This is a genomic window from Paraburkholderia sacchari, assembly GCF_000785435.2.
Lineage (GTDB): Bacteria > Pseudomonadota > Gammaproteobacteria > Burkholderiales > Burkholderiaceae > Paraburkholderia > Paraburkholderia sacchari.
This window is the reverse complement of the sequence record NZ_JTDB02000001.1, coordinates 980,112-1,001,574: the sequence shown is the minus strand read 5'-3', so window position 1 is coordinate 1,001,574 and position 21,463 is coordinate 980,112. Positions and strand designations below refer to the sequence as shown.

The window sequence follows — 21,463 nt, the reverse complement described above, 5'->3', positions numbered from 1 at the left end:
GGAATGCGCATGATTACACCCGGCCCGCGGTCTGCTTCACAGCCTGCCCAGCCGCCTGCTCCGCTGTCTGTCCCGCTGTCTGCCCCATCGGACGCGCGCCCGCATGCGCGGGCTGCGCCACGCGCGGATCGCGCTCGCGCAGCATCTCGCGCGTGAGATGCGCGTGTTGCCGCGCGAAGTTCTCGGTCGTGAGATCGCGCGTGCGCAGTTGCTCGCAGGCCTCGCGCGCCTGGGCGAGCGCGCGCGCGGGGTCGTCGACGAGCGCGTTCACGGCGTCGCGCAGTTGCTCCGTGTTGAACGGCTCGACATAGAACGCGGCCTGTTCGTCGAAGTAATCTTCGAGCGCGCCCACCTTCGTCACGATCATCGGCTTGCCGAGCGCTGCGGCTTCGAGCATTACGGTGATGCCCGACGCGTGCGTATTGGGCCGCAGCGGCACGACGATGATGTCCGCCCACTCATAGAGCGCGTGCTGCTGCTGGATGCCGGACACGCGCACGATCTCCACGTTCGACGCGCGCGCCGAAGCCGGCATGCGCCTGCGCGTGGCGATGCGCACCTGATAGCGCGCGTCGTTGCCGAGCGCGCCCACGAGCGTGGTCCAGTCGCGGTCGCGATCGTTGCCGATGCCGGCCACGCGCACGGGCGTATTCGGCTGCCAGTGCGAAGGCGGACGCAGCGGAAAATCGTTGGTGTTCAAGCCATAAAGCACATGACGCGCGTTGCGCCCGAAATAATCGCCGCACAGCGCTGCGTTTTCGCTCGCGAGCGTGGTCAGCAGATCGGCACGCTTGAGCAGGCGCTGATACAGCGCGCGGCGCAGCGCGCCGTAGCCGGGCCAGCGGTCGAGCAGCCACACGCTCTGCGCGAGCAGCAGCGGACGCGCGCCGCCCTTCTTAGCGTGCATGAGCAGCACCAGCGCCACGGCCAGATGCTCCTGCTCCGTGTGCGTCCAGATCACGTCCGAATCGAGAATTGCACGGCGGTTGCGCCATGCGTGAATAAAGTCGAAGCCGAGCGCCGCCTTCATCGCGCGGCGCACGAGGCGCACAGGCGCGCTCTCGCTCGCGTCCCTGGCGTAATCGAGCGCGAATTCCGCGGACTCGGCGTGGTGATAGCCGTAAAGGGAGCCAATGTTCTCACCCTTGCGGTAACGGCGCGGATCGGCGCCATAAAAGAGGTGAACGTGGACTTGCGTACCGCTCATTCGAGGTCCTCCGTTGAATCGATTTCAAAATGCGCCAGAAGCACCTCAGCCAATGCAGCTGATTCAGCGGCTTCAGGCGATTGCGCGGCGTGCCTCGCGAGCGCCGCCGCGCACGGCGCGCCAGCGCGCGAACGCAACCGCGAGCGAGCCAGTGCGCCATGCGCCGAGGCCCGTATGCAGCAGGCCCGGATACACCCGGGTGCCGATGAGCGCCCACCACCACCATGCGGCCTCGCGATGCAGCGGCGAGAGATTGCCGCGCAGGATCAGGTGGAAGTTGAAGGCAGCGTTGCGGATCGAGGCGAGCGTCTGCGCGTTGCGCGGATCTTCGCCGGGTCTTGGCGCCGGAAAATGGTCGACGGCCACGCACGGGTCGTACACGAGCTTCCAGCCCGCGCGCTTCACGCCCATGCTGAACGCCATGTCGTTATGCGTTTGCGCGCCGGTGCCGCGCAAGCGGCGGTCAAAGCGCAGTTCGCCAATCGCGGCGCGCCGGTAGCTCATGTTCGCGCCTTTGAGCAAATCGACTTCGCGCGCTTCGCCCACGCCCAGATGATGATTGCCGACGATGCGGCCCGAGCGCTGCACACGCCCCACGAGTTCGCGTTGGCCGTCGAGCACGCGGCCATCCTCATGCACCCAGTCCCGGCCGCCGAGCGCGCCCAGCGTCTCATCGGCCTCGAAATGCGCGGCGATGCGCGCGACCCAGTCGGCGTGCGGCGCGGCATCGTCGTCGGTGATGGCGATCACGTCGCCCGTCGCCGCTTCGATGCCGCGGTTGAGCGCGGCCACCTGCCCCGGCTCGTCTACGGTGGCGACTTCGACGTTCAGCACGCGCGGCGTTACATGCTCCGCAAGGCACGCGTGAGTGGCTTCGTCATCCGCGCGCGCTACCACCACGATCTCATCGGGCGTGCGCTCCTGGCGCAGCAGCGCGGAGAGGCAGCGCGCCAGATCTTCAGGACGCCGATACGTCGGCACGAGCACGGTCACTTTCATCGCGCTTTTCTCCTTGTTATCAGGCGTTCCGAATCAGGCGCTCAGGTATTCCTGCACGGCTGCATAGCCGTAGGCGTACTTGCCGTGCGCGCGCGCCGACACCCCGTTGAAGACCCCGCCGGTCACGTGCACGCCCGCATTGCGCAGACGCTTGAGCGTATCGGCAATCTCGGCTTCCGTATGGATGCCCGAGCGCAGCACGAGGAACGTCGATCCTGCATGGCCGCTCAGAATCGCTGCATCGGTCACCGCCAGCACCGGCGGCGTATCCACGAGCAGGATGTCGTAGCGCTTCGCGAGCCCTTCGAGATACTGGTTCAGGCGCGGCGACATCAGCAGCTCGGACGGATTCGGCGGACGGCGGCCGCACGAGATGAAGTGCAGGTTGTCCACTTCGGTCGCGCGAATCGCCTCGTCCAGCGAGATCTGGCCCGAGAGCAGCTCGGAAAAGCCATTAGCCTGCGAGCCTCCCAGGTAGCGCTCGAGCGCGCCGCGGCGCATGTCGCCGTCGATCATCAGCACCCGCTTGCCCGAGTGGGCGAGCAGCACGGCCAAGTTCGCGGTGAGGAAGCTCTTGCCCACGCCCGGCACCGAACCGGTCAGGACAACGACGCGATTGCGCGCATCCGCCACGCTGAATTGCAGCGACGTGCGCAGCGAGCGCAGGCTCTCGACCGTGAGGTCCTTGGGCGCGACGTTCGCGAGCACTTCGCGCAAACGCGTGCCGCCGCGCGTCGGAGCGCGCTTCTCGAGCGCAGCCTGCTCCGCCGAGAGCGGCACGAGGCCGTAGACGGGCAGATCGAAGGTGCGCTCGATCTGGTCCGGATCGACGATGCCCTTGAACATGTTCCGGCGCATCAGCACGAAGCCGGTACCGAGAATGATGCCAAGCATCGCGGCGGCCGAGATGATGAGCAGCTTCTTCGGCTTCGAAGGCGCGCCCGGGCGCATCGCGACGTCGACGATATGGACGTTGCCTCCCGTGCCCACGCGCTGCACCGAAAGCTCCTGAATACGGTTGAGCAGCAGCACGTAGATGTCTTCCGCCACCTTCGCGTCGCGCTGCAACTGCACGGCCTTCACTTCGGTACCCGGCAGGTTGCGGAACTTCGCGTCGTACTTCGCGCGCTCGCCCTGGAGTTGTGCGAGCTGCTGGCGCGCCGCCACGAGCACCGGATGCTGGTCGCCAAAGCGCTGCTGGAGCGAGGCGATCTGCAGTTGCAGCGCCGAGATCTGCTGCTCGTACTGCACGCTGCCGTCGAGGTAGATCTTCGCTTCGTCGCTGGCGTTGATCGAACCCGACTTGCTCTGATACGCGGTAAGCGCGGCTTCGGCACGTTCGAGATCGGCCTTCAGGCGCGGCTGCTCGCTGCGCAGGAAGTCGAGCATCTTGCTTGCGTCGGCCTGCTTGCTGGCCACGTGCTCGCGCAGATACGACTGCGCAACCGCGTTGGCGATATCGGCTGCCGCCTGCGGGTCGTGGCCTTCGAGCGAGATGTCGATCACGCCGGTCTGCTTGCCCTGCTCCTGCACCTTGACGGCGTTCTGGAAGGCCGCGACGGCGTCCAGATCGTTCAGGCGCATGACCTTGAAACGCTCGCCCGGACGCGCCTTCAGTTCGTTCACGAGCAGCGTGACCCCGCCGCCCTGCACGCGCTGGCCCACCGTGCCTTCGAGCAGGCGGCCGCCGTCGGGCCCGGAAATCACGTAGCGGTTGTCGTCGAGCGCGGTCAGCGTGAGCTTCTTGCTTTCGAGCTCGGGCGCGACCTGGATCGACTCGATGTTGAGCACCTCGCCGCCCCACGCGTAATCCTTGAGGCCGAACCACGGACGCGCGGGCGAGCCCGGCGTCGCCAGACGCGCGGCCAGGCTGCCGATCACCGGCAGCGCGACCGGCGCGGCCGTGAAGTTCAGCTTGAACTGCTTGACGACCGGTTCGAGCACGCTGCGGCTCTGGATCATCTGAATTTCGGCGTCGGTTGGCAGGCTGCCCTGCTGGCCGCTCGTGACGTTCGCGCCGGACTGCGTCTGCGTGAGCGCCTGGGTCGTGTAGTCCTGCTGCTCTACGCGGACCTGCGTGTCGGCCGTATAAACGGGTTTGGCCACGAAGCAATAAAACACCGCAGCGCCGACCACCACTGCCGCGATCATGACGAGCCAGCCGATGTCGTCGAAAATGACGCGCAGCAACTGGCCGAGAACGACGTCCTCTTCCTCGGTGCGGGCCGCCGGGGCCGGCTGACTGATAGCTTGTTGCGTACTCACGATTCGATCCCGTTTTTGATTCATGTTGCGAGAAAAGATGGCTCGCGCGCTTTTAGCGCGTGAGCTGCTTCAGATAGAAGACCGTCTGGACGGTCGGCAAGATCTGCTGCAACACACGGTTGAAGGTGGCCGAGGCGGCGGTGCCGACGTACACGACATCCAGCGGCTTGAGCTGGAATTGCGACGACAGCATGATCGCGTCGGGCTTGGTCATATCGAGTCGGTAAATCTCCGGCTGGGTTGGGTTGTCTTTCATGCCGCGCATCACGAAGATCTGGCGCGGGTTCGCATCGGTGTCGAGAATGCCTCCGGCCGTCGTGAGCGCATCGGCAATGGTGAGCTTGCCGCGGACGAGCGTGGTCTGGGTCGGCGTCTTCACTTCGCCCATCACGAACACGCGGCTATCGTTGCGGTCCGGCACGTTGATGATGTCGCCGTCCTGCAGCACCACGTTCTGGCTCGTGTCGCCGCCGTCGAGCAAGGCGTTCGCGTCGAGCACGTAGAGCTTGTTGTTGCGCGTGAGGCGCACGCGGTTGATATCGGCGCCATCGGTGGTGCCGCCCGAGCGCGTGATCGCGTCGACAAGCGTGAGCGGCACGTCGCTCATCGCGAGCGGGCCCGGCGTCTTCACGTCGCCGGTGACCTGCACCTTCTGGCTGCGGTAGGCGAGCACGCGCACGTCCACCTGCGGGTTCTTGATGTACGGCCCGAGACCCGAAGCGACCTGGTCGCGCAGCTGGCCGGGCGTCTTGCCCGCCGCCTTCACGCGGCCCACGAACGGGAAGTAGATCGTGCCGTCCTTGGCCACGGTCTGCCCGTACGGGTCGGCCTCGCCCGGCAGCGCGTTGGTGTACGGCTGCGTGAGTGCCTGGCCCACGGTCTGCGTGGTGTTGCCGCCCGACGAGAAAGTCGAGCCTTGCGGCGTCGAAAGCTCGGGGTGGTCGTAGACCGTCACGCCGAGAATGTCCTGCGGCGCGATGTGATATGTGTAGTCGGCGGTGCTCGCGTACTTGCTCGGCGGCAGCGGGGCCTTCTGGCTCGCTGCGGCCTGCGCCTGATCCATGACGAGCTGCGAAGTAATCAGATGCACGTCGTACTGCTTCTGCGGCTGCTTGTTCTGCTCTTCCTTCAGGTTCGAGGTGTCGAGGTAGTTGCCTGGCGCCGTGGAACACGCAGCAACGAAGGCGCTCAACGCAAGAGCAGTCATTAGATTGAGTTTTCTCATTGGCATATTCGGCTCAGCCATCCCTTAACCAGTCGATCCATCAACTCCAGACTCTCGCGATACGCGACCTCGTCGAGGCCGTGCGGATCGGAAACATCCGAGTTTTCCCAATTGCCGAGCGCGTACACCTTGCCGCGCGCGGACGGCTCCATTCGCTCGACGGCGCTCACCTGATGGCGCTCCGTCACGAGCACGAGGTCGGCGCGGCGCACGAGGCGCGGCGTGAGGCGGCGCGAGCGATGCTCGCCCACCTCTACGCCACGCTCCGCGAGCAGGCGCTGCATGACCGGGTCCATGTCGTCGCCGTTGCGGGCGCGCAGGCCCGCAGAATGAAACGCGCCCGGCTGCTTTCCTGTATGTTCACGAAAGCGTGCGCGGAACAGTTGCTCCGCCGCGGGCGAGCGGCAGACGTTGGCATGGCAGACGATCAATACGTCCTTGATCATGACCCGGTGGCTCCTCGGATTTGCTTAGTGCTTCATCAAACGCAGGGTTCGATGCGGCTTATGCCGGAACGCGCGTCTGCGTAGCGGCTTCGGCGCGTGCGCGGCTCGATTGCGTGGCGCTCGCGCGGCCCACCGCGTGATACTCGATGCCAAGCTCCTGCATCGCGGGCGGATCGTAGAGATTGCGCCCGTCGAACACGATCGGCGTCTTCAGTTGCTGCTTGAGCGTCTCGAAGTCAGGCGCCTTGAACACCTTCCACTCGGTGGCGACCACCAGCGCGTCCGCGCCGCTCGCGACTTCCATCGCGTCCTGCACGTAGGCGAGGCGTTCGAGCTGCTCGGGCGTCTTCGCCAGATCGAGCGCGAGCACGCGCTGCGCTTCGGCCATGGCGACCGGGTCATAGGCCACCACGCGCGCGCCGCGCGCGAGCAGTTCGGCGATAAGCGTGCGGCTCGGCGCTTCGCGCATGTCGTCGGTATTCGGCTTGAACGCGAGGCCCCAGAGGCCGAAGGTGCGGCCCGTGAGATCGGAGCCGAAACGCATGACGATCTTCTGCGCGAGGACTTCCTTCTGCGCGTCGTTCACCGCTTCCACGGCGCTCAGGATTCGCAGCGGTTCGCCGAAATCCTCTGCAGTGCGCATCAATGCCTTCACGTCCTTCGGGAAGCACGAGCCGCCATAGCCGCAGCCCGCATAGAGAAAGTCGTAGCCGATGCGCGGGTCGGAGCCGATGCCGCGGCGCACGGCCTCGATATCCGCGCCCACGCGGTCGGCCAGATTCGCGAGTTCGTTCATAAACGAAATGCGCGTGGCGAGCATGGCGTTGGCCGCGTACTTCGTGAACTCGGCCGAATGCACGTCCATGTACAGCGTGCGTTCGCGATTGCGGTTGAACGGCGCGTACAGGCGCTTCATCAACTCGCGCGCACGCTCGCCAGGCACGTCTTCGTCGCAGCCCAGCACGATGCGGTCGGGGCGCGCGAAGTCTTCCACGGCCGCGCCTTCTTTCAGGAACTCGGGGTTCGAGACCACCGAGAACATATGCTCTTCACCACGTTTGCGAAGTTCGGATGCAATGGCGTCGCGCACGAGCGCGGCCGTGCCCACCGGCACCGTCGATTTGTCGACGATCACCTTGAAGCCCTTCATGTGGCGGCCGATGTTGCGCGCGGCGGCAAGCACGTATTGCAGATCGGCGGAGCCGTCTTCATCGGGGGGCGTGCCCACCGCGATGAACTGCACGTCGCCGTGCGCGACCGCTGCTTCCACGTCCGTCGAGAACGTAAGCCGGCGCGCGCGCCGGTTGCGCTCGATGATTTCCTGGAGGCCCGGCTCGTGAATCGGCACGACGCCTTGATTGAGCAGGTCGATCTTGCGCTGGTCGACGTCGAGACAGAACACGTCGTTGCCGATGTCGGCCAGACACGCGCCCGTTACGAGACCCACATAACCGCTGCCAATGATCGTCAGATTCATGCCCACCTCAAAAGTAATTGCCTGTTGGTGCCCATCCGGACCGCGCTACTCATGCGAAATGAATGAGCGCGGCATGCGCAGATTGCGCGCCCGGTCCGCTTCAATATGCGTTCTGGCCTGCGAAGCCTTTCCACATGGTCATCGCCACGATCCGCAGATCGAGACCGAAGCTCCAGTGCTGCATGTAGTGCAGGTCGAAACGCACACGGTCGCGCATTTTTTCCACGCGGTCGGTTTCGCCGCGATAGCCGTTGACCTGCGCCCAGCCGGTAATGCCGGGCTTGATGCGATAGCGCGCCATGTAACCGCGCACGAGGTCCTTATAGATATCGTCGTGCGCCAGCGCGTGCGGGCGCGGGCCCACCACCGACATCTCGCCCTTGAGCACGTTGATGAATTGCGGCAGTTCGTCGAGACTCGTGCGGCGCAGGAACGCGCCCACGCGCGTGACACGCGGATCGTTGCGGCGCGCCTGAGTAACTTGCCCCGCCACTTCCGCATGCACCTTCATCGAGCGGAACTTGTAGATCTCGAACTCGTTGCCGTCGAGCCCCTTGCGGCGCTGCTTGAAAAACACCGGCCCCGGCGAGGTCAGCTTCACTGCAATCGAAATGGCCGCCAGCAACGGAGCGAGCGCCACCAGTACCGCGCCTGCGAATGCAATGTCGAACACGCGCTTGGGCAGCACGCGCAGATCCGTGACCGGCGAAGCCGCCAGATTGATGGCCGGCACGCCAAGCAAATCGACCACGGGCTGACTGAAGAACGAAAGGCTGCGCACATCCGGAATGAAACGGATGTTCACGAAATCGTTGCGCAGCGCCATGACGATGCGATGAATCGTGCGTTCTTTCGTGATCGGCAGCGCGAGCCACAGTTCGCGCACACCATGTTCGCGCACATATTCGAGCGTGGCCTGCAGATCGCGCTCGACTTTCACGCCATCGAGTTGCGCATCGCCATCGGCGTCGCTGTCCTCGTCGAACACGAGCGCGGGATGAAAGCCCGCCTCGGGGTGGTTCTTCATCTGCTCGATCAGGAAGCGCGAGCAGCGATGATCGCCCACCACGGCCACCGCTTTCTGGTTGTAGCCTTCGCGGCGCAGGCCGCGCAGCACCATGTGCACCATCGTCTTCGAAACGATCAGGAACGCCACCGATGCCACGACCCAGTAAGCGAGCCAGATGCGCGAAAGCGAATCAGCGCGATGCACGCTGAACGACAGCAGAATGCCGGTGCACTCCACCGCGATCCACGCGGCGCACACACGCGCCGCGAGCACGTAGAGCGATTTGCCGCGCCACGACTGATAGATGCCGAATGCCGGGAACATCCAGATCGCGAGCACGCAGTTGAAAGCGAGCGCGACGCTCTCCATATCGGAAAGCGCGCTGAATTGACCGTGGTGCAAGGCAGCCGCCACCAGGGCGCCCGCGGCGATGGCGGCAACATCGATGATTCTCGCTAGAACGCTCAGCATGTCCGGCACCTCGGTTTAAAAAAAGAATCGCAGCCACGCGCGATGCATCATGGCCGCCGCTAACAGGAAATACAGGAATCAGGGAAAGTTGCACCAGGCTCTCCCGGCGCAGATGAAGCGTATCCGAATAAACCCTAATAAAGCACGATAAAAATTGATAGCGCAACGCCCAAAAGTATCTCCAAATGTTTCGTTGCTAACTGTCTATTTTTTGTGTGATTTTTTCGGCAACGTTTACCGGCAATCCCGCCCGCCGGGCCATCGGCGGCGCAATTCAGGCGGCAAAATTTGCCGCATTCATCGCACCGGACCCCGATTAATTTTCTGCCTCCAGGTCCGGCGCGAAGCCGCCTCGCGATTTTTATTCGATTTTTTATTGGCGCCGCATTGTGACGGATTGATTATTTTCCATTTGATTGGAATATTTTCTGTTTTCTTCTTTACGATTCTATTTATATCGATTTTAAGCATGCTACAAATCTCGTAACCGAAACCCCTTTGGAGAATGAGATGACGGATACGGGTTCCGCAACGACATCGGCACGCGCAACCGATGCGCGCGCCGAATCGCGCAACGCGCTGCAAGTCTGCCCCGTGGTGCTTGCGGGCGGCGCGGGTTCGCGGCTGTGGCCACTGTCGCGCGAACAGTACCCGAAGCAGATGATCAACCTCGTCGGCGAGCATTCGCTGCTCGCGGATACGGCAGGCCGTCTCGACGCGCTCGCTGAACGCGTCACCCTCGCCGACAAGCTGATGATCGTCTGCAATGAGGAGCACCGTTTCACCACCGCCGACCAGGTTCGCGCGGCAGGCAAGGAAGCGCGCCTCATTCTCGAACCGCTTGCGCGCGATACCGCGCCCGCGCTGACCATCGCCGCGCTGTCCGTGGTTGCCGAACGTCAGGACGGCATCATGGTGGTAATGCCTGCGGACCACGCGCTCGCCGACCTCGAAGCCTTTCAGGCCGCCGTGGCCGATGGCGTGCGTCACGCGGCCAACGGCCAGATCGTGACGATGGGCATCGTGCCCACGCGCCCCGAAACGGGCTATGGCTACATTCACGTGGGCGAGCCGCTTGCCGCCGACGACGAAGCCGGCGCACGACGCCTGAACGGTTTTGTCGAGAAACCCTATTTCGAACTCGCTCAGCAATACGTCGCTTCGCAGCGCTACTGGTGGAACAGCGGCATCTTCATCATGCGCGCAAGCACCTGGCTCAAGGCGATTCGCCATTTCGAGCCCGCGATTTTCGAAGCCTGCTCGGCCGCCGTCCAGAACGGCAAGGAAGACGGCGACTTCTTCCGCGTGGACCGCGAAGCGTTCGCGCGCTCGCCGTCCAACTCGATCGACTACGCCGTGATGGAGCCGCTCTCGGGCGACACGACTGTGGCCGGCGGCGTGGTGGTGCCGCTCGCGGCGGGCTGGACCGATCTCGGTTCGTGGGACACGGTATGGCAAGTCGCGTCGAAAGACGAAGCCGGCAACGTGGCCCAGGGCGAAGTCATGTTCGAAGGCGCGAACGATACCTTCGCGCACTCGGATGGACGCCTGATCGCCTGCCTTGGCACCGAGAATCTGGTGGTGGTCGAAACCGCGGACGCCGTGCTCGTGGCCGACCGCTCGCGCGCCCAGGACGTGAAGAAGATCGTCCAGCGCCTGAAGTCGCAACACCGCAGCGAAGCCGTCGCGCACCGTCTCGTGCATCGCCCGTGGGGCCACTACGACAGCGTCGACAGCGGCGAGCGCTTCCAGGTGAAGCGCATCGTGGTGGAACCGGGCGCACGCCTGTCGCTGCAAATGCACCATCATCGTGCCGAGCACTGGGTCGTCGTGCGCGGCACGGCACTCGTCACGCGCGGCGACGAACGCTTCATCGTTTCGGAAAACGAATCGGCCTATATTCCGCTGGGCGTTTCGCACCGGCTCGAAAACCCCGGCAAAATGCCGCTCGAAATCATCGAAGTGCAATCGGGTTCGTACCTTGGCGAAGACGATATCGTGCGTCTGGACGATCAGTACGGCCGGCAGTAACGCAGGGTCATGAAGTAAGAAGTAAAGGGGCGCCGCAGAGCGCCCCGCTGGACAAGCAGAAAACCGATGAGCCATGTGGACGGAGACAGCACCGGCAGCCGTGGCGGCGAGATCGAAGATTCAGCCGCTACGGCCGTTCGTGCAAGCAAGAGTACGAGCAAAAGATGGTCATGCCGAACGCGGATAAAGCGGCGATGAATGCGCGCGCAACGAACGTGAAAACCGCTGCAAAAGCAGCGGTGGAATCGGCAATGACGGGGTATGCGAGTGGAAGCAGGCGCCGGCGAGCGCCGGCCCTGCTCCTAGCCCAGATGCGTTCTATAACGCGAGAAATGCTGACGGCTTTCAGCGCCCGCACTATTTCCAGAGGACTTGTCGCGCGCCTCGCCACCGTTGCGCAGCGCTGGGCTCGATGCATAACGCTGCATCGCCGCGATGCGCACGTTGTTCGCCGCATTGGACGACATCTTGCTCACCACATTGGTCGCGACCGCGGGCATGGCGCGCGTAACCACGCTGCTGCTCGCGTGATGCGTTGCGTGGTTCGGCGGCACGGCGACAGCAGCACCATTCGCGGACGCGCTGACGCCGCCAGTAGACGGGGCAACTGCGGGGTCAACCGCGGTGGCACCCACGGACGCAGGCACTTCGCGCTCGATCCATTGGCATGCCCAGTCGAACGCGTAGTGGCGCGCCGCCTCGCAATCTTCGAACGGCGGCCCGATCAGACCCGAACGCTCGAGACGCTTGCCGTCCTTGAGAATTTCCACCGCCGCGCGATACATGTCGTTGCGCGCGAGCTCCACGCTCAGATGGATCTCACAGCCGCGCCATTCCACGACCTGCACAGCCGGCGGCGTGGCGCTCGTCCACGGCGTGCCGCCTGCGGGCTCCAGGGGCTCGGCGGCAGGCACGACCGTGCGACTGGCAACGGACGTGCTCACGCTCGCATCGGCCGGACGCGGCACGGAGCCCGAGTGCGTCGGCTGCGAACGATGCGGGACCTGCTTGTGCCCTTGATGCGCTTGATGCGCTCGATGCGCTCGATGCATCTGATGCGCAGCGGGCGGCGCGCGGCCCTCGTCGTCCTGGCTCACGAGTTGCCGGGTCATGCTCTCGATGGGGTCGGCCAGCGGCGTATCTGCCACCAACGCGGCCACCGACGCGGGCGCCTGCCATGCCTCGGGGCTCTTCCAGTAAACCGCGGGCAAGCCGTCGTCCTCGACGACTTCTTCGGCCACCGACACCCCAGACGCCACCGCGGCCACGGACTGCGTAGCCTGCGCGTGGTTCGCCGGCGCCTGGGCCTGCACAGGCTCAGGCACATAGACGAAGCTGCGGCCGCGCTCGACGAGCAGTTTGACCAGCTCGTTGAGCGTGCCGCTCGTGTGCCATTCCTCGAAACGGCGCCGGCAGGTTGGGCCGGACGGATAGCGCGCGGGCAGACGCGACCAGGACTCTCCGGTCGTCAAGATCCACAGCACGGCATTGGCCACGACACGTGGCTCCGCGCGCGGGCGTCCGCGGCGGTTCAGGCGTATGGGTGGTTCATCGGATACGAGCGAGGACACCAGCACCCACTCGTCGTCGCTCAGTTCTTCGAAATTCATGCTGTTCTCCACGCAGCCGGACCGGGGCTGCAGTGACGGAGCCTTCGCTCGCGGATCTTGCTGCCCGCGTTGGCGTGCTCGGTTGCACCATATGTTTATATGACAGGTTCATTGGCACCCCCGGCCGCACATTGACAGTGCGTATGTTCACGGAAATGACGCAAGGAACGTGGTCTCACTCGTGCAAGGGAGAATTTGTGCAGGAAGCATACCACCTGAGACCAGCCGATGAGGAGGGCCGTAATAAGTGTTACGGTTAGAAACAAAGTAACGCTTTTTGTGGCCCGATTTATGCCCGTTCACACTTGCAAATGCGCTTTCGAGCCGCTTCACGACCGCGAAAAAACCCTTGCAGCAAGGGTTTTTTGCACCCTTTCGCAAAGCTTTCTCGAAGTCGTTCGCCAAGTCCTTCATCTTCCCGCCTTATGCTTCGCGGCACCCGTCCTCTTTCATCGACTCTTCACAATTCGTCTGTTACTGAAACTCAGTTGTGCCCGCAACAAATGACATGGGAATGAAATCCCGCGCTATTGACGTCCACACCCTGCATTTAATGCCCCGCGCATGCGCATCCGTAGCAATGGACATGAACACGCCCGCGAAAACCGCCTTCCATGCCGCAGCCACTCAGCAAAATCCACCCGGCAATTGCGTTTATAGTACGTAGGCTTCAGTCATTAAATCGCCAGTTATCCAGGAGATTCGTGTATGCATACTTCCGCATTGCGCAGTGCGCGCGCACTGGTCGCCGCGGCAGGTGTCGCCGCCGCTCTGCTCGCGCCGTGGAATGCCGCGCAGGCGCAGCTCGGCAACTTGCTCAACCAGGCAGCCGGCAGCGGCTCGACTTCGGCCACCGGCGCGGCCGGCAGCCTGGGAAGCCTCGGCAACCTCGGCGGTGCGCTCTCCGGTTCTTCGCTCACCTCGGGCGGCCTCGGCAACGTCACGGGTCTGATCCAGTACTGCGTGCAGAACAACTTCCTCAATGCCGACACCGCCAGCAACGTGCAGAACTCGCTGCTCGGCAAGCTGCCCGGCGGCGCATCGAGCACGGACCCCGGCTACAAGCAGGGCGCCAACGGCATCCTCCAGACCGGCAACGGCCAGCAGCTCGACCTTTCGAGCGCCGGCCTCCAGGAAGCCGCCAAGAAGAAAGTTTGCGACACAATCCTTGCCCAAGCGAAATCGATGCTTTAACGGCGGTTGCAAGACGGCCATACGCGCGAGGCAACCAAGGCCGCCATCTCGCGCACCAATATCTGGCTTGAATGTGCGGCGCGGCGCAAAACTGCGCAATTTACATGCCGCGCCACTTGAACACCGATGGCGTTTGGGTGTCGAATAGGGTGTCGAATGTGATCAAGAAACACCAGTGATTTTTCCCGTCACTCATGAAAGCGCGCCAAATCACCGTCATGCCCTTGTTCATCGTGCTTTGTGCGCTGTGCGCGGGGCTTGCCGCCCTTGCCATGCCGCGCGCCGCGAAGGCGCAATGGGCACCATCGCAGGGCTCGGCACACGACCAGGCGCGCGACCAGCAGTTCGACTGCAAGTCGAACCCGCATGAGTTTATTTCAACACTGATTGAAGAAAAATCCATCGACCCGAAACCAAGCCGGGTGGAAGCGAATTCGGTCAACGCCTTTCGCCCCGTGCACGGCAACCGCCTGAGCGCGTTCGGCTTTCCCATTTACGTCGTGCTCGGCTACGCGCACGACGACACCCTCTTTCATCGCGGTGCGGGCAAGGAGCTCAATGCGCCGCTCTACGGTGTGGTGGTTTCCGCACCTGCGGAATCGGTCCGCACGCGCGTGCACGAGGCCAATAGCGACGCCATCGTGCAGTCGGTTGTGCCGTTGCTGCTCACGGCCATCGTCTGCGGAGGGTAAGCAGTAGTCAAGCGGCGCACATGAACGGCCGTGCCAACGCCCACTCCAAATCGGACCCGCGCTACGCGAAGAACGCCAGCGCGCCCAGCACCACCCCCGTCGCGCCCACGCCCAGCGAAGCCCACATCAGCCACTTGCTCCGCGTGAGCAGCGTAATCGCCGTGAGCGCGATGGAAATCTGGATCAGCGTGGTCGCCTGCGCCCAGCGATGGTGCCCATGCAGCAGTTCCTCCGCGTGAGCGTCGTCTTGCGCCACCTGCTTTTCCAGCGACTCTGCCTGCGCGCGAATCGGCTCCTTCTCCTTGCTATAGCGATCGGCTTCGGCAGTGAAGCGACGCTGCGCCTCGGTCGAGCCCGGCGTGAGCGCCGCCAGCGCAGCGCCAAGTTCGGCGAGGTGCTGCTTCTCGCCCTTGGCCTGATACCAGGCCCATTGATTCGCCGCCTCGGTTTTGCGAATGGCCGCCTCGTTCTTATAGTAGAGCGCGAGGTTTTCGCTGTTGCCGCTCTGGTAAGCGAGGATCGCGCCAATCGATGCGAGAATCGCGGTCACGACCGCCATGCGCCCCGGAAACGGATCGCGCGCGCCATCGCCATGGCCACCGTGGCCCGCAGCCGCATGCTCGACCGCGTGATCGTGTGGGCCGTGCACTTCATAGTCTTCAGACATCCAACCACTCCCTGGTTTGACTCGAATACCCGCACATCGCGCATGGTCTGTGCCGCCTGCCGCCGCGCGCGCGGGACGCTCAATTATCGTGAGCGCAGCCCGCTTGTCCAGCGTTCGTTACGCATGTCGTAACCAGAAAGAAAATCGCAGCAAATCGAAACTGAATTGAAAGTTTTCAGCGAAGGCTGGAATGAAAACGGCCCGCGCAGCCGCCGCACAAGTGCGGTAATTGCGCGGGCCGGAATGCCCGATTAGCAGAAGCAGCGCTAATTAAACACGCAGGCGCTCAGCCGCCCACTCAGCCGCCCAAATAGGCGCGCTTGATGTTGTCATTCGCGAGCAGGTTCTCGGCGCTGTCGGCAAGCACTACGCGTCCCGTTTCGAGCACATAGCCGCGATCGGCCACGTGCAGCGCCTTGTTGGCGTTCTGCTCGACGAGGAACACCGTCACGCCCTCCTCGCGAATCGCGCGGATGATGTCGAAGATCTGCGCGATCACGAGCGGCGCGAGGCCGAGCGTGGGCTCGTCGAGCAGCAGCAGGCGCGGCTTGCTCATCAGCGCGCGGCCGATCGCGAGCATCTGCTGCTCGCCGCCCGACATCGTGCCGGCACGCTGCTTCGCACGCTGATTCAGACGCGGAAACAGCTTGAACACGTGCTCGATGCCCGCCTCGATCTCCTGCGGCGAGGCGAAGAAGCCGCCCATCTGCAGGTTTTCGAGCACCGTGAGGCTCGGAAACACGCGGCGCCCTTCGGGCGAGATCGCCATGCCCATGCGCATGATTTCATGCGTGGACTTGCGCGTAATGTCCTGCCCTTCGAACGTCACGCGCCCCGACGAGGCGCGCGGCGTGCCGCACACCGTCATCATGAGCGTGGTCTTGCCGGCGCCGTTGCTGCCGATCAGCGTGACGATCTCGCCTTTTTTCACTTCGATCGACACGCCCGCCAGCGCTTCCACCGCGCCATAGTGCGTATGGACCTTTTCCAGCTTCAGCATCAGTCCTCTCCGAGATAGGCCTTGATCACGCGCGGGTCGTTGCGCACTTCGTCGGGCAAGCCGATCATGATCGGCTTGCCATGCTCCATCACGAGGATGCGGTCCGACACGCCCATCACGAGACTCATGTCGTGCTCGATCAGGAGTACCGAGATTCCGAACTCGTTGCGCAAGCCGTCCACCATCTGTTGAAGCTCGATCTTCTCCTGCGGATTGAGGCCCGCAGCAGGTTCGTCGAGCATCAGCAGACGCGGATCGGTGATCATGCAGCGCGCGATTTCGAGGCGGCGCTGATGACCATACGAAAGCGTGCCCGCCTCGCGGTTGGCCACCTGCTTCAGGCCCACGCGATCGAGCCAGTACGCGGCGCGCTCGAGCGCCGCGCGTTCGGCGCGGCGGTACGCTGGCGTCGCGAACAGGCCGCTCAGCATGTTGCGGTTCACCTTCAGGTGCTGCGCGACCATGAGGTTTTCCAGCACCGTGAGCTGCTTGAACAGACGAATGTTCTGGAACGTGCGCACGAGGCCGCGGCGCGCGACCTGATGGCTCGGCTGGCCCGTGATGGCGTGACCGTCGAGCACGATGTCGCCCGCGGTCGGCTTGTAGAAGCCGCCCACGCAGTTGAACACCGTGGTCTTGCCCGCGCCGTTCGGCCCGATGATCGCGAACACTTCATTCGGACGCACATCGAAGTCGATGCCGTCCACGGCCAGCAGACCGCCGAAGCGCATCTGCAGGCCCGCTACTTTCAACAACGCTTGTGCGCTCATTGCGGCAACTCCACATGCGGACGGCTTGCGGGCAACAGGCCCTGCGGACGCCACATCATCATCAGCACCATCACCAGACCGAAAATCAGCATGCGATATTCGGCAAAGCCGCGCGCGACTTCGGGCAGCACCGTGAGCAGCACCGCCGCGAGCACCACGCCCAGCTGCGAGCCCATGCCGCCCAGTACTACCACGGCGAGAATCAGCGCCGACTCGATGAAGGTGAACGACTCGGGCGTGACGAGCCCCTGGCGCGCCGCGAAGAACGCACCCGCGAGGCCCGCGAACGACGCACCCAGCGTGAACGCCGAAAGCTTGATGCGGGTGGGATTGAGGCCGAGCGAGCGGCACGCGATTTCGTCTTCGCGCAGCGCTTCCCACGCGCGCCCCATCGGCATGCGCAGCAGGCGGCTCGTGACGAACAGCGTGAACGCCACCAGCACCAGCCCGAGCAGGTACAGGAAGATCACCATGTGCATGCCGCTGTACTCGACGCCGATCAGGTCGTTGAACGTCTTCGCGCCTTCCACGCTCGCGTGGCGCGCGAGTTCGAAGCCGAACACGGTGGGCTTGGCGATGCCGGAGATGCCGTCCGGGCCGCCGGTGATGCTCGTGAGGTTATTGAGCAGCAGGCGGATGATCTCGCCGAATCCGAGCGTCACGATCGCAAGATAATCGCCGCGCAGGCGCAGCACCGGAAAACCGAGCAGGAAGCCGAACGTTGCCGAGGCAAGCGCCGCGAGCGGCAGGCATTCCCAGAACGTGAAGCCGAAATACTGGTTGAGCAGCGCATAGGTATAGCCGCCCACCGCGTAAAAGCCCACATAACCGAGATCGAGCAGGCCCGCGAAGCCCACCACGATATTGAGGCCCAGGCCCAGAATCACGTAGATGAGCGCGAGCGTGGCCACGTCCACCGCGCCGCGCGAGCCCATGAACGGGAACACTGCGCCGAACGCGAGCAGCACCCAGATGGCTGCGCGCTGCTGGCGCGCGCCGAGTGCGGGCGCTTTGGGCAAGCGTACATAACTCGTTGCGCGCGCAAACATTGGCTTCACGAGCTGGAACACGAACACCATGGCGGCCGCGATCCACACGGGACGCCAGTGCTGCTGCAGCACCACCTTGTAGCCGTCGAGCGTGAGTTGCAGGCCCAGGATGGGGGCGGTGAGGATGATCGTCGCGACGGCCGCGGCGAGCGCGCCCTTCACGGTCTGCGACGACGACGGGCCTTGTGTGTCTTTGGCGGCCACGCGAACCGAAACAGTCTGACTCATGGCAATGACCTCACACCTTTTCGACGTCCGGCTTGCCGAGCAGGCCGGTGGGACGGAACAGCAGCACGAGCACGAGCAGGCCGAACGCCACGACGTCCTTGTACTCGGACGGCATGTAGGCCGATGCGAACGTTTCGGCGAGGCCGAGCAGCACGCCGCCGAGCATGGCGCCCGGAATGCTGCCGATGCCGCCGAGCACGGCGGCGGTGAATGCCTTGATGCCCGCAATGAAGCCGATATACGGATTGAGCTTGCCGATCGTGAGACCGATCAGCACGCCGCCCACGGCCGCCAGCATCGCGCCGAGCACGAACGTGAACGAGATCACGCGGTTCGTGTCGATGCCGAGCAGGTTGGCCATCTTCATGTCCTCGGCGCACGCGCGGCAGGCGCGGCCCATGCGCGAGCGAGAGATGAAGAGCGTGAGCGCGATCATCAGCACGACCGTCACGCCCACGATCAGCATGCGCGCGTACGGGATCGTCACTTCAAAGTTGCCGCCCATATTGAAGTCGAGCGCGCCGGAAATCAGCTGCGGCACGGACACGTCGCGCGCGCCCTGCCCGATCTGCACGTAGTTCTGCAGAAAGATCGACATGCCGATAGCGGAAATCAGCGGCACGAGCCGCGGTCCGCCGCGCAGCGGCCGATACGCCACGCGCTCGACCGCGAAACCGTAGAGCCCGGTCACGAGCACCGCGACAATGAGCGCCGCGCCCAGCACGAGCGGCAGCGGATAGCCCGCCGAGGTGCCGATCGCCGTAAGCGTGACGAGGCCCACATAGGCGCCGATCATATAGATCTCGCCGTGAGCGAAGTTGATCATGCCGATGATGCCGTAGACCATCGTGTAGCCGATGGCGATCAGCGCATAGATAGCGCCCAGCGTGAGCCCGTTGACGAGCTGCTGGGTGAACTGCGGAAGAAAATCATTCATGCGTAAGCCCCGCGGCCGTAAGGCCGATTGAAGCCGATTGAAGCCGGTTAAAGACCTCTAAAGCGGTGTCGACCCGAGTTTTATAGTTCGTTACGCTAACCAGGCGCTGCAAGAACGCCCGCCCGCCGAAGCGGCAAGCGGGACGTTCACGCCGCGCCCGGAGCGCAGCGCCGGGATCAGTTCGCGGCGGTCTTGGTGGCGTCCTTGTGCCAGGTGTAGACGACGAAGCGGAACGACTTCAGGTCGCCCTGAGCGTCGTATTCCACCTTGCCGATCGGCGTATTCATGGCGTTCTTGTGCATCCAGGCCGCAACCTTGGTCGGGTCGGTGCTCTTCGCGCCCGCGATGCCGTCGGCGATCACTTCGACCGCGGCGTAAGCCGGCATCTGGAACGGGCCGTTCGCGTCGCGCTTGGCGTCGGCGAACGCCTTCACAAGCTTGGCGTTGGCCGGGTCCGAAGCGAAGTCGGCCGGCAGCGTCACGAGCATGCCTTCCGAAGCGGGGCCGGCGATGGCCGTCACGTCCTTGTTGCCCACGCCTTCCGGTCCCATGAACGTGGCCTTCACGCCCTGCTCACGCGACTGGCGCATCAGGAGGCCCATTTCCGGGTGGTAGCCGCCGAAGTAGACGAAGTCCACGCCCTGCGACTTAAGCTTGGTGACGACTGCCGAGTAGTCCGAATCGCCTGCGTTGATGCCTTCGAACACGACCACCTGGATGTGCGCCTTGTCGAGCGCGGACTTGACCGAGGTGGCGATGCCCTGGCCGTACGACTGCTTGTCGTGCAGGATCGCGACCTTCTTCGGCTTGACGTTGTTGATGATGTACGCGGCGGCGGCGGGACCTTGCTGGTCGTCGCGGCCGATCGTGCGGAAGATGTACTGGCGCTTCTTGCCTTCGGTGAGCTGCGGCGCGGTTGCCGACGGCGTGACCATCACCACGCCTTCGTTCTCGTAGATGTCCGAAGCGGGAATCGTCGAGCCCGAGCACACGTGGCCGATCACATAGTGGATGTGCTGCGAAACGATCTTGTTCGCGACGGCGACGGCCTGCTTCGGCTCGCATGCGTCGTCCATCATGACGGCTTCGAGCTTGTTGCCGTTCGCGCCGCCAGCGGCGTTGATCTGCTCGATTGCGGTCAGGGCGCCTGCCTTGACCATGTCGCCGTACTGGGCGACCGGGCCGCTGAACGGGCCGGCAATGGCGATCTTCACGGTTTCGGCGTTCGCGGCAGCGCCAAAGGCGAGCAGCGCGGCGGCCACGGAAAGGGAGGAAAGGCGGTTAAAGCTGAACAGCGGCGTCATCAGGAGCTCCTCGATTGTTTTCGGGTCAACCGGGCAAGCGGCATGACCTGCGCAAACGAACAGCACCCCGAGAATGTAGCCAGGAGGACAACAAGGACGGGCCAGAAAAACAAAGACGCAACGGGGCCCGGCATGTTTCGGCCGCCTGGTAGCGGCTTCAGTTCGGAGGAACCGTGGGTACGGCCCCTATTGCGCAAGCGATCCGCCTGCCCCGTTCGCTGCATTTCAAACCTGGAAGGTGATCCGGCCAAAATCAGCGACCCGCGGATGCTATCAATAAACCTGACCATTCCGCAACCGAGGGTTTTTTCGGATATCGATGACTATATTGACGTCAGTCAATTGATGAAAACTACCCACGGTGGGCGGAAAAGCCTTGAAATGTCAGCGGGCTGGGGAGATCGATGGGGCTGAGGGCCGCTGCAGGCCCGTCTGACGGCGGTGCGGAGAAACGGATTTCCAATCAGAAATTCCGGCTTTCTCAAAAAAATCGCTGCGGCACCTCATCTATTATATTTATTTGTATCGAACATCATTTTAATAAATTACTCGATCACCCCATCCACCACCCCACTGGATTAGTAAAAACCCTAAATACGAATCAACGCAACCCATTGATTTTACTTCATAAAATTACATTTCCATTTCAATGGAAATTGCGCACTTCAAAAAATATCAAAACCATAACCCCAGTACGCGCCGAAACATTATTTCCAATCGGAATTCGGGAAAACTTCCGGTAATCCACGATATTTCCTGAAAATCGCCGGCACGGTTTACCACGCGCCGCCACGGCACCGTCGCATCCGGGCACCATCGGCCTCGCGCACGTTCCGGACACGCGCCGGGCGGTGGTATGCTCGCTGCCTCGCCGCACACACC

General features: G+C 63.6%; 18 protein-coding genes. 4 read left to right on the top strand and 14 right to left on the bottom strand.

From position 1 onward, the window contains the following. Window positions 1-13 precede the first annotated feature (13 nt). From NH14_RS04505 to NH14_RS04475, 7 genes are all read right to left on the bottom strand, one after another. The gene (locus tag NH14_RS04505) at window positions 14-1,207 is read right to left on the bottom strand and encodes a glycosyltransferase (RefSeq protein WP_035521206.1); all 1,194 of its coding nucleotides are present in this window, start codon (window positions 1,205-1,207) and stop codon (window positions 14-16) included. Window positions 1,208-1,279: 72 nt separating this feature from the next. Beyond that, complete coding sequence (locus NH14_RS04500) at window positions 1,280-2,206, bottom strand: glycosyltransferase family 2 protein (protein WP_035521207.1); 927 nt, start codon at window positions 2,204-2,206, stop codon at window positions 1,280-1,282. A 33-nt stretch (window positions 2,207-2,239) separates the two neighbouring features. Continuing rightward, window positions 2,240-4,474, bottom strand: coding sequence for a polysaccharide biosynthesis tyrosine autokinase (locus tag NH14_RS04495; protein ID WP_035521793.1), 2,235 nt, complete (start codon window positions 4,472-4,474; stop codon window positions 2,240-2,242). A 49-nt stretch (window positions 4,475-4,523) separates the two neighbouring features. Further along, window positions 4,524-5,696 (bottom strand): polysaccharide biosynthesis/export family protein, encoded by a 1,173-nt coding sequence (locus NH14_RS04490; RefSeq protein ID WP_035521208.1) that lies wholly within the window; start codon window positions 5,694-5,696, stop codon window positions 4,524-4,526. Beyond that, window positions 5,693-6,142 carry an arsenate reductase/protein-tyrosine-phosphatase family protein gene (locus tag NH14_RS04485; RefSeq protein ID WP_035521210.1) on the bottom strand — a complete coding sequence of 150 codons (450 nt, stop codon included), beginning with the start codon at window positions 6,140-6,142 and terminating at the stop codon, window positions 5,693-5,695. Before NH14_RS04485 ends, NH14_RS04490 begins: the two co-directional genes overlap by 4 nt. Before the next feature lie 58 nt (window positions 6,143-6,200). Next, window positions 6,201-7,619: a UDP-glucose dehydrogenase family protein gene (locus NH14_RS04480; protein WP_035521211.1), complete on the bottom strand. Its 1,419-nt coding sequence runs from the start codon at window positions 7,617-7,619 to the stop codon at window positions 6,201-6,203. A 100-nt stretch (window positions 7,620-7,719) separates the two neighbouring features. Further along, complete coding sequence (locus NH14_RS04475) at window positions 7,720-9,099, bottom strand: undecaprenyl-phosphate glucose phosphotransferase (protein WP_035521213.1); 1,380 nt, start codon at window positions 9,097-9,099, stop codon at window positions 7,720-7,722. A gap of 510 nt (window positions 9,100-9,609) precedes the next feature. Here NH14_RS04475 and NH14_RS04470 point away from each other — a divergent pair. Next, window positions 9,610-11,130: a mannose-1-phosphate guanylyltransferase/mannose-6-phosphate isomerase gene (locus NH14_RS04470; protein ID WP_035521215.1), complete on the top strand. Its 1,521-nt coding sequence runs from the start codon at window positions 9,610-9,612 to the stop codon at window positions 11,128-11,130. Between the two features lie 302 nt (window positions 11,131-11,432). On the opposite strand, the gene NH14_RS04465 is transcribed toward NH14_RS04470, so the two are convergent. Further along, window positions 11,433-12,740: a DUF6566 family protein gene (locus NH14_RS04465; protein WP_052147734.1), complete on the bottom strand. Its 1,308-nt coding sequence runs from the start codon at window positions 12,738-12,740 to the stop codon at window positions 11,433-11,435. Window positions 12,741-13,448: 708 nt separating this feature from the next. On the opposite strand from NH14_RS04465, the gene NH14_RS04460 reads away from it, so the two are divergent. Together NH14_RS04460 and NH14_RS04455 are read left to right on the top strand one after the other, a co-directional pair. Further along, the gene (locus NH14_RS04460; protein ID WP_035521217.1) at window positions 13,449-13,934 is read left to right on the top strand and encodes a DUF2501 domain-containing protein; all 486 of its coding nucleotides are present in this window, start codon (window positions 13,449-13,451) and stop codon (window positions 13,932-13,934) included. A 194-nt stretch (window positions 13,935-14,128) separates the two neighbouring features. Then, window positions 14,129-14,626, top strand: coding sequence for a hypothetical protein (locus NH14_RS04455; RefSeq protein WP_237179509.1), 498 nt, complete (start codon window positions 14,129-14,131; stop codon window positions 14,624-14,626). 61 nt (window positions 14,627-14,687) lie between these two features. On the opposite strand, the gene NH14_RS04450 is transcribed toward NH14_RS04455, so the two are convergent. The 6 genes from NH14_RS04450 to NH14_RS04425 all read right to left on the bottom strand — a co-directional run bounded on the left by NH14_RS04450 (window position 14,688) and on the right by NH14_RS04425 (window position 20,581). Then, on the bottom strand, window positions 14,688-15,293 hold the full coding sequence (locus NH14_RS04450; RefSeq protein ID WP_035521219.1) for a DUF4337 domain-containing protein: 606 nt from the start codon (window positions 15,291-15,293) through the stop codon (window positions 14,688-14,690). A 298-nt stretch (window positions 15,294-15,591) separates the two neighbouring features. After that, window positions 15,592-16,293 carry an ABC transporter ATP-binding protein gene (locus NH14_RS04445; protein ID WP_035521221.1) on the bottom strand — a complete coding sequence of 234 codons (702 nt, stop codon included), beginning with the start codon at window positions 16,291-16,293 and terminating at the stop codon, window positions 15,592-15,594. After that, window positions 16,293-17,063, bottom strand: coding sequence for a high-affinity branched-chain amino acid ABC transporter ATP-binding protein LivG (gene livG / locus NH14_RS04440; RefSeq protein WP_035521223.1), 771 nt, complete (start codon window positions 17,061-17,063; stop codon window positions 16,293-16,295). The genes NH14_RS04445 and livG overlap by 1 nt, the downstream gene beginning before the upstream one ends. Next, the gene (locus NH14_RS04435; RefSeq protein WP_035521225.1) at window positions 17,060-18,340 is read right to left on the bottom strand and encodes a high-affinity branched-chain amino acid ABC transporter permease LivM; all 1,281 of its coding nucleotides are present in this window, start codon (window positions 18,338-18,340) and stop codon (window positions 17,060-17,062) included. The genes livG and NH14_RS04435 overlap by 4 nt, the downstream gene beginning before the upstream one ends. A gap of 10 nt (window positions 18,341-18,350) precedes the next feature. After that, window positions 18,351-19,277 carry a high-affinity branched-chain amino acid ABC transporter permease LivH gene (livH, locus tag NH14_RS04430; RefSeq protein WP_035521227.1) on the bottom strand — a complete coding sequence of 309 codons (927 nt, stop codon included), beginning with the start codon at window positions 19,275-19,277 and terminating at the stop codon, window positions 18,351-18,353. Between the two features lie 176 nt (window positions 19,278-19,453). Then, window positions 19,454-20,581, bottom strand: a complete 1,128-nt coding sequence (locus NH14_RS04425; RefSeq protein WP_035521229.1) for a branched-chain amino acid ABC transporter substrate-binding protein — start codon at window positions 20,579-20,581, stop codon at window positions 19,454-19,456. 404 nt (window positions 20,582-20,985) lie between these two features. Between NH14_RS04425 and NH14_RS04420 the strand changes: the two genes are divergently transcribed. Then, window positions 20,986-21,324 carry a hypothetical protein gene (locus NH14_RS04420; RefSeq protein ID WP_152617037.1) on the top strand — a complete coding sequence of 113 codons (339 nt, stop codon included), beginning with the start codon at window positions 20,986-20,988 and terminating at the stop codon, window positions 21,322-21,324. Window positions 21,325-21,463: the final 139 nt, after the last annotated feature.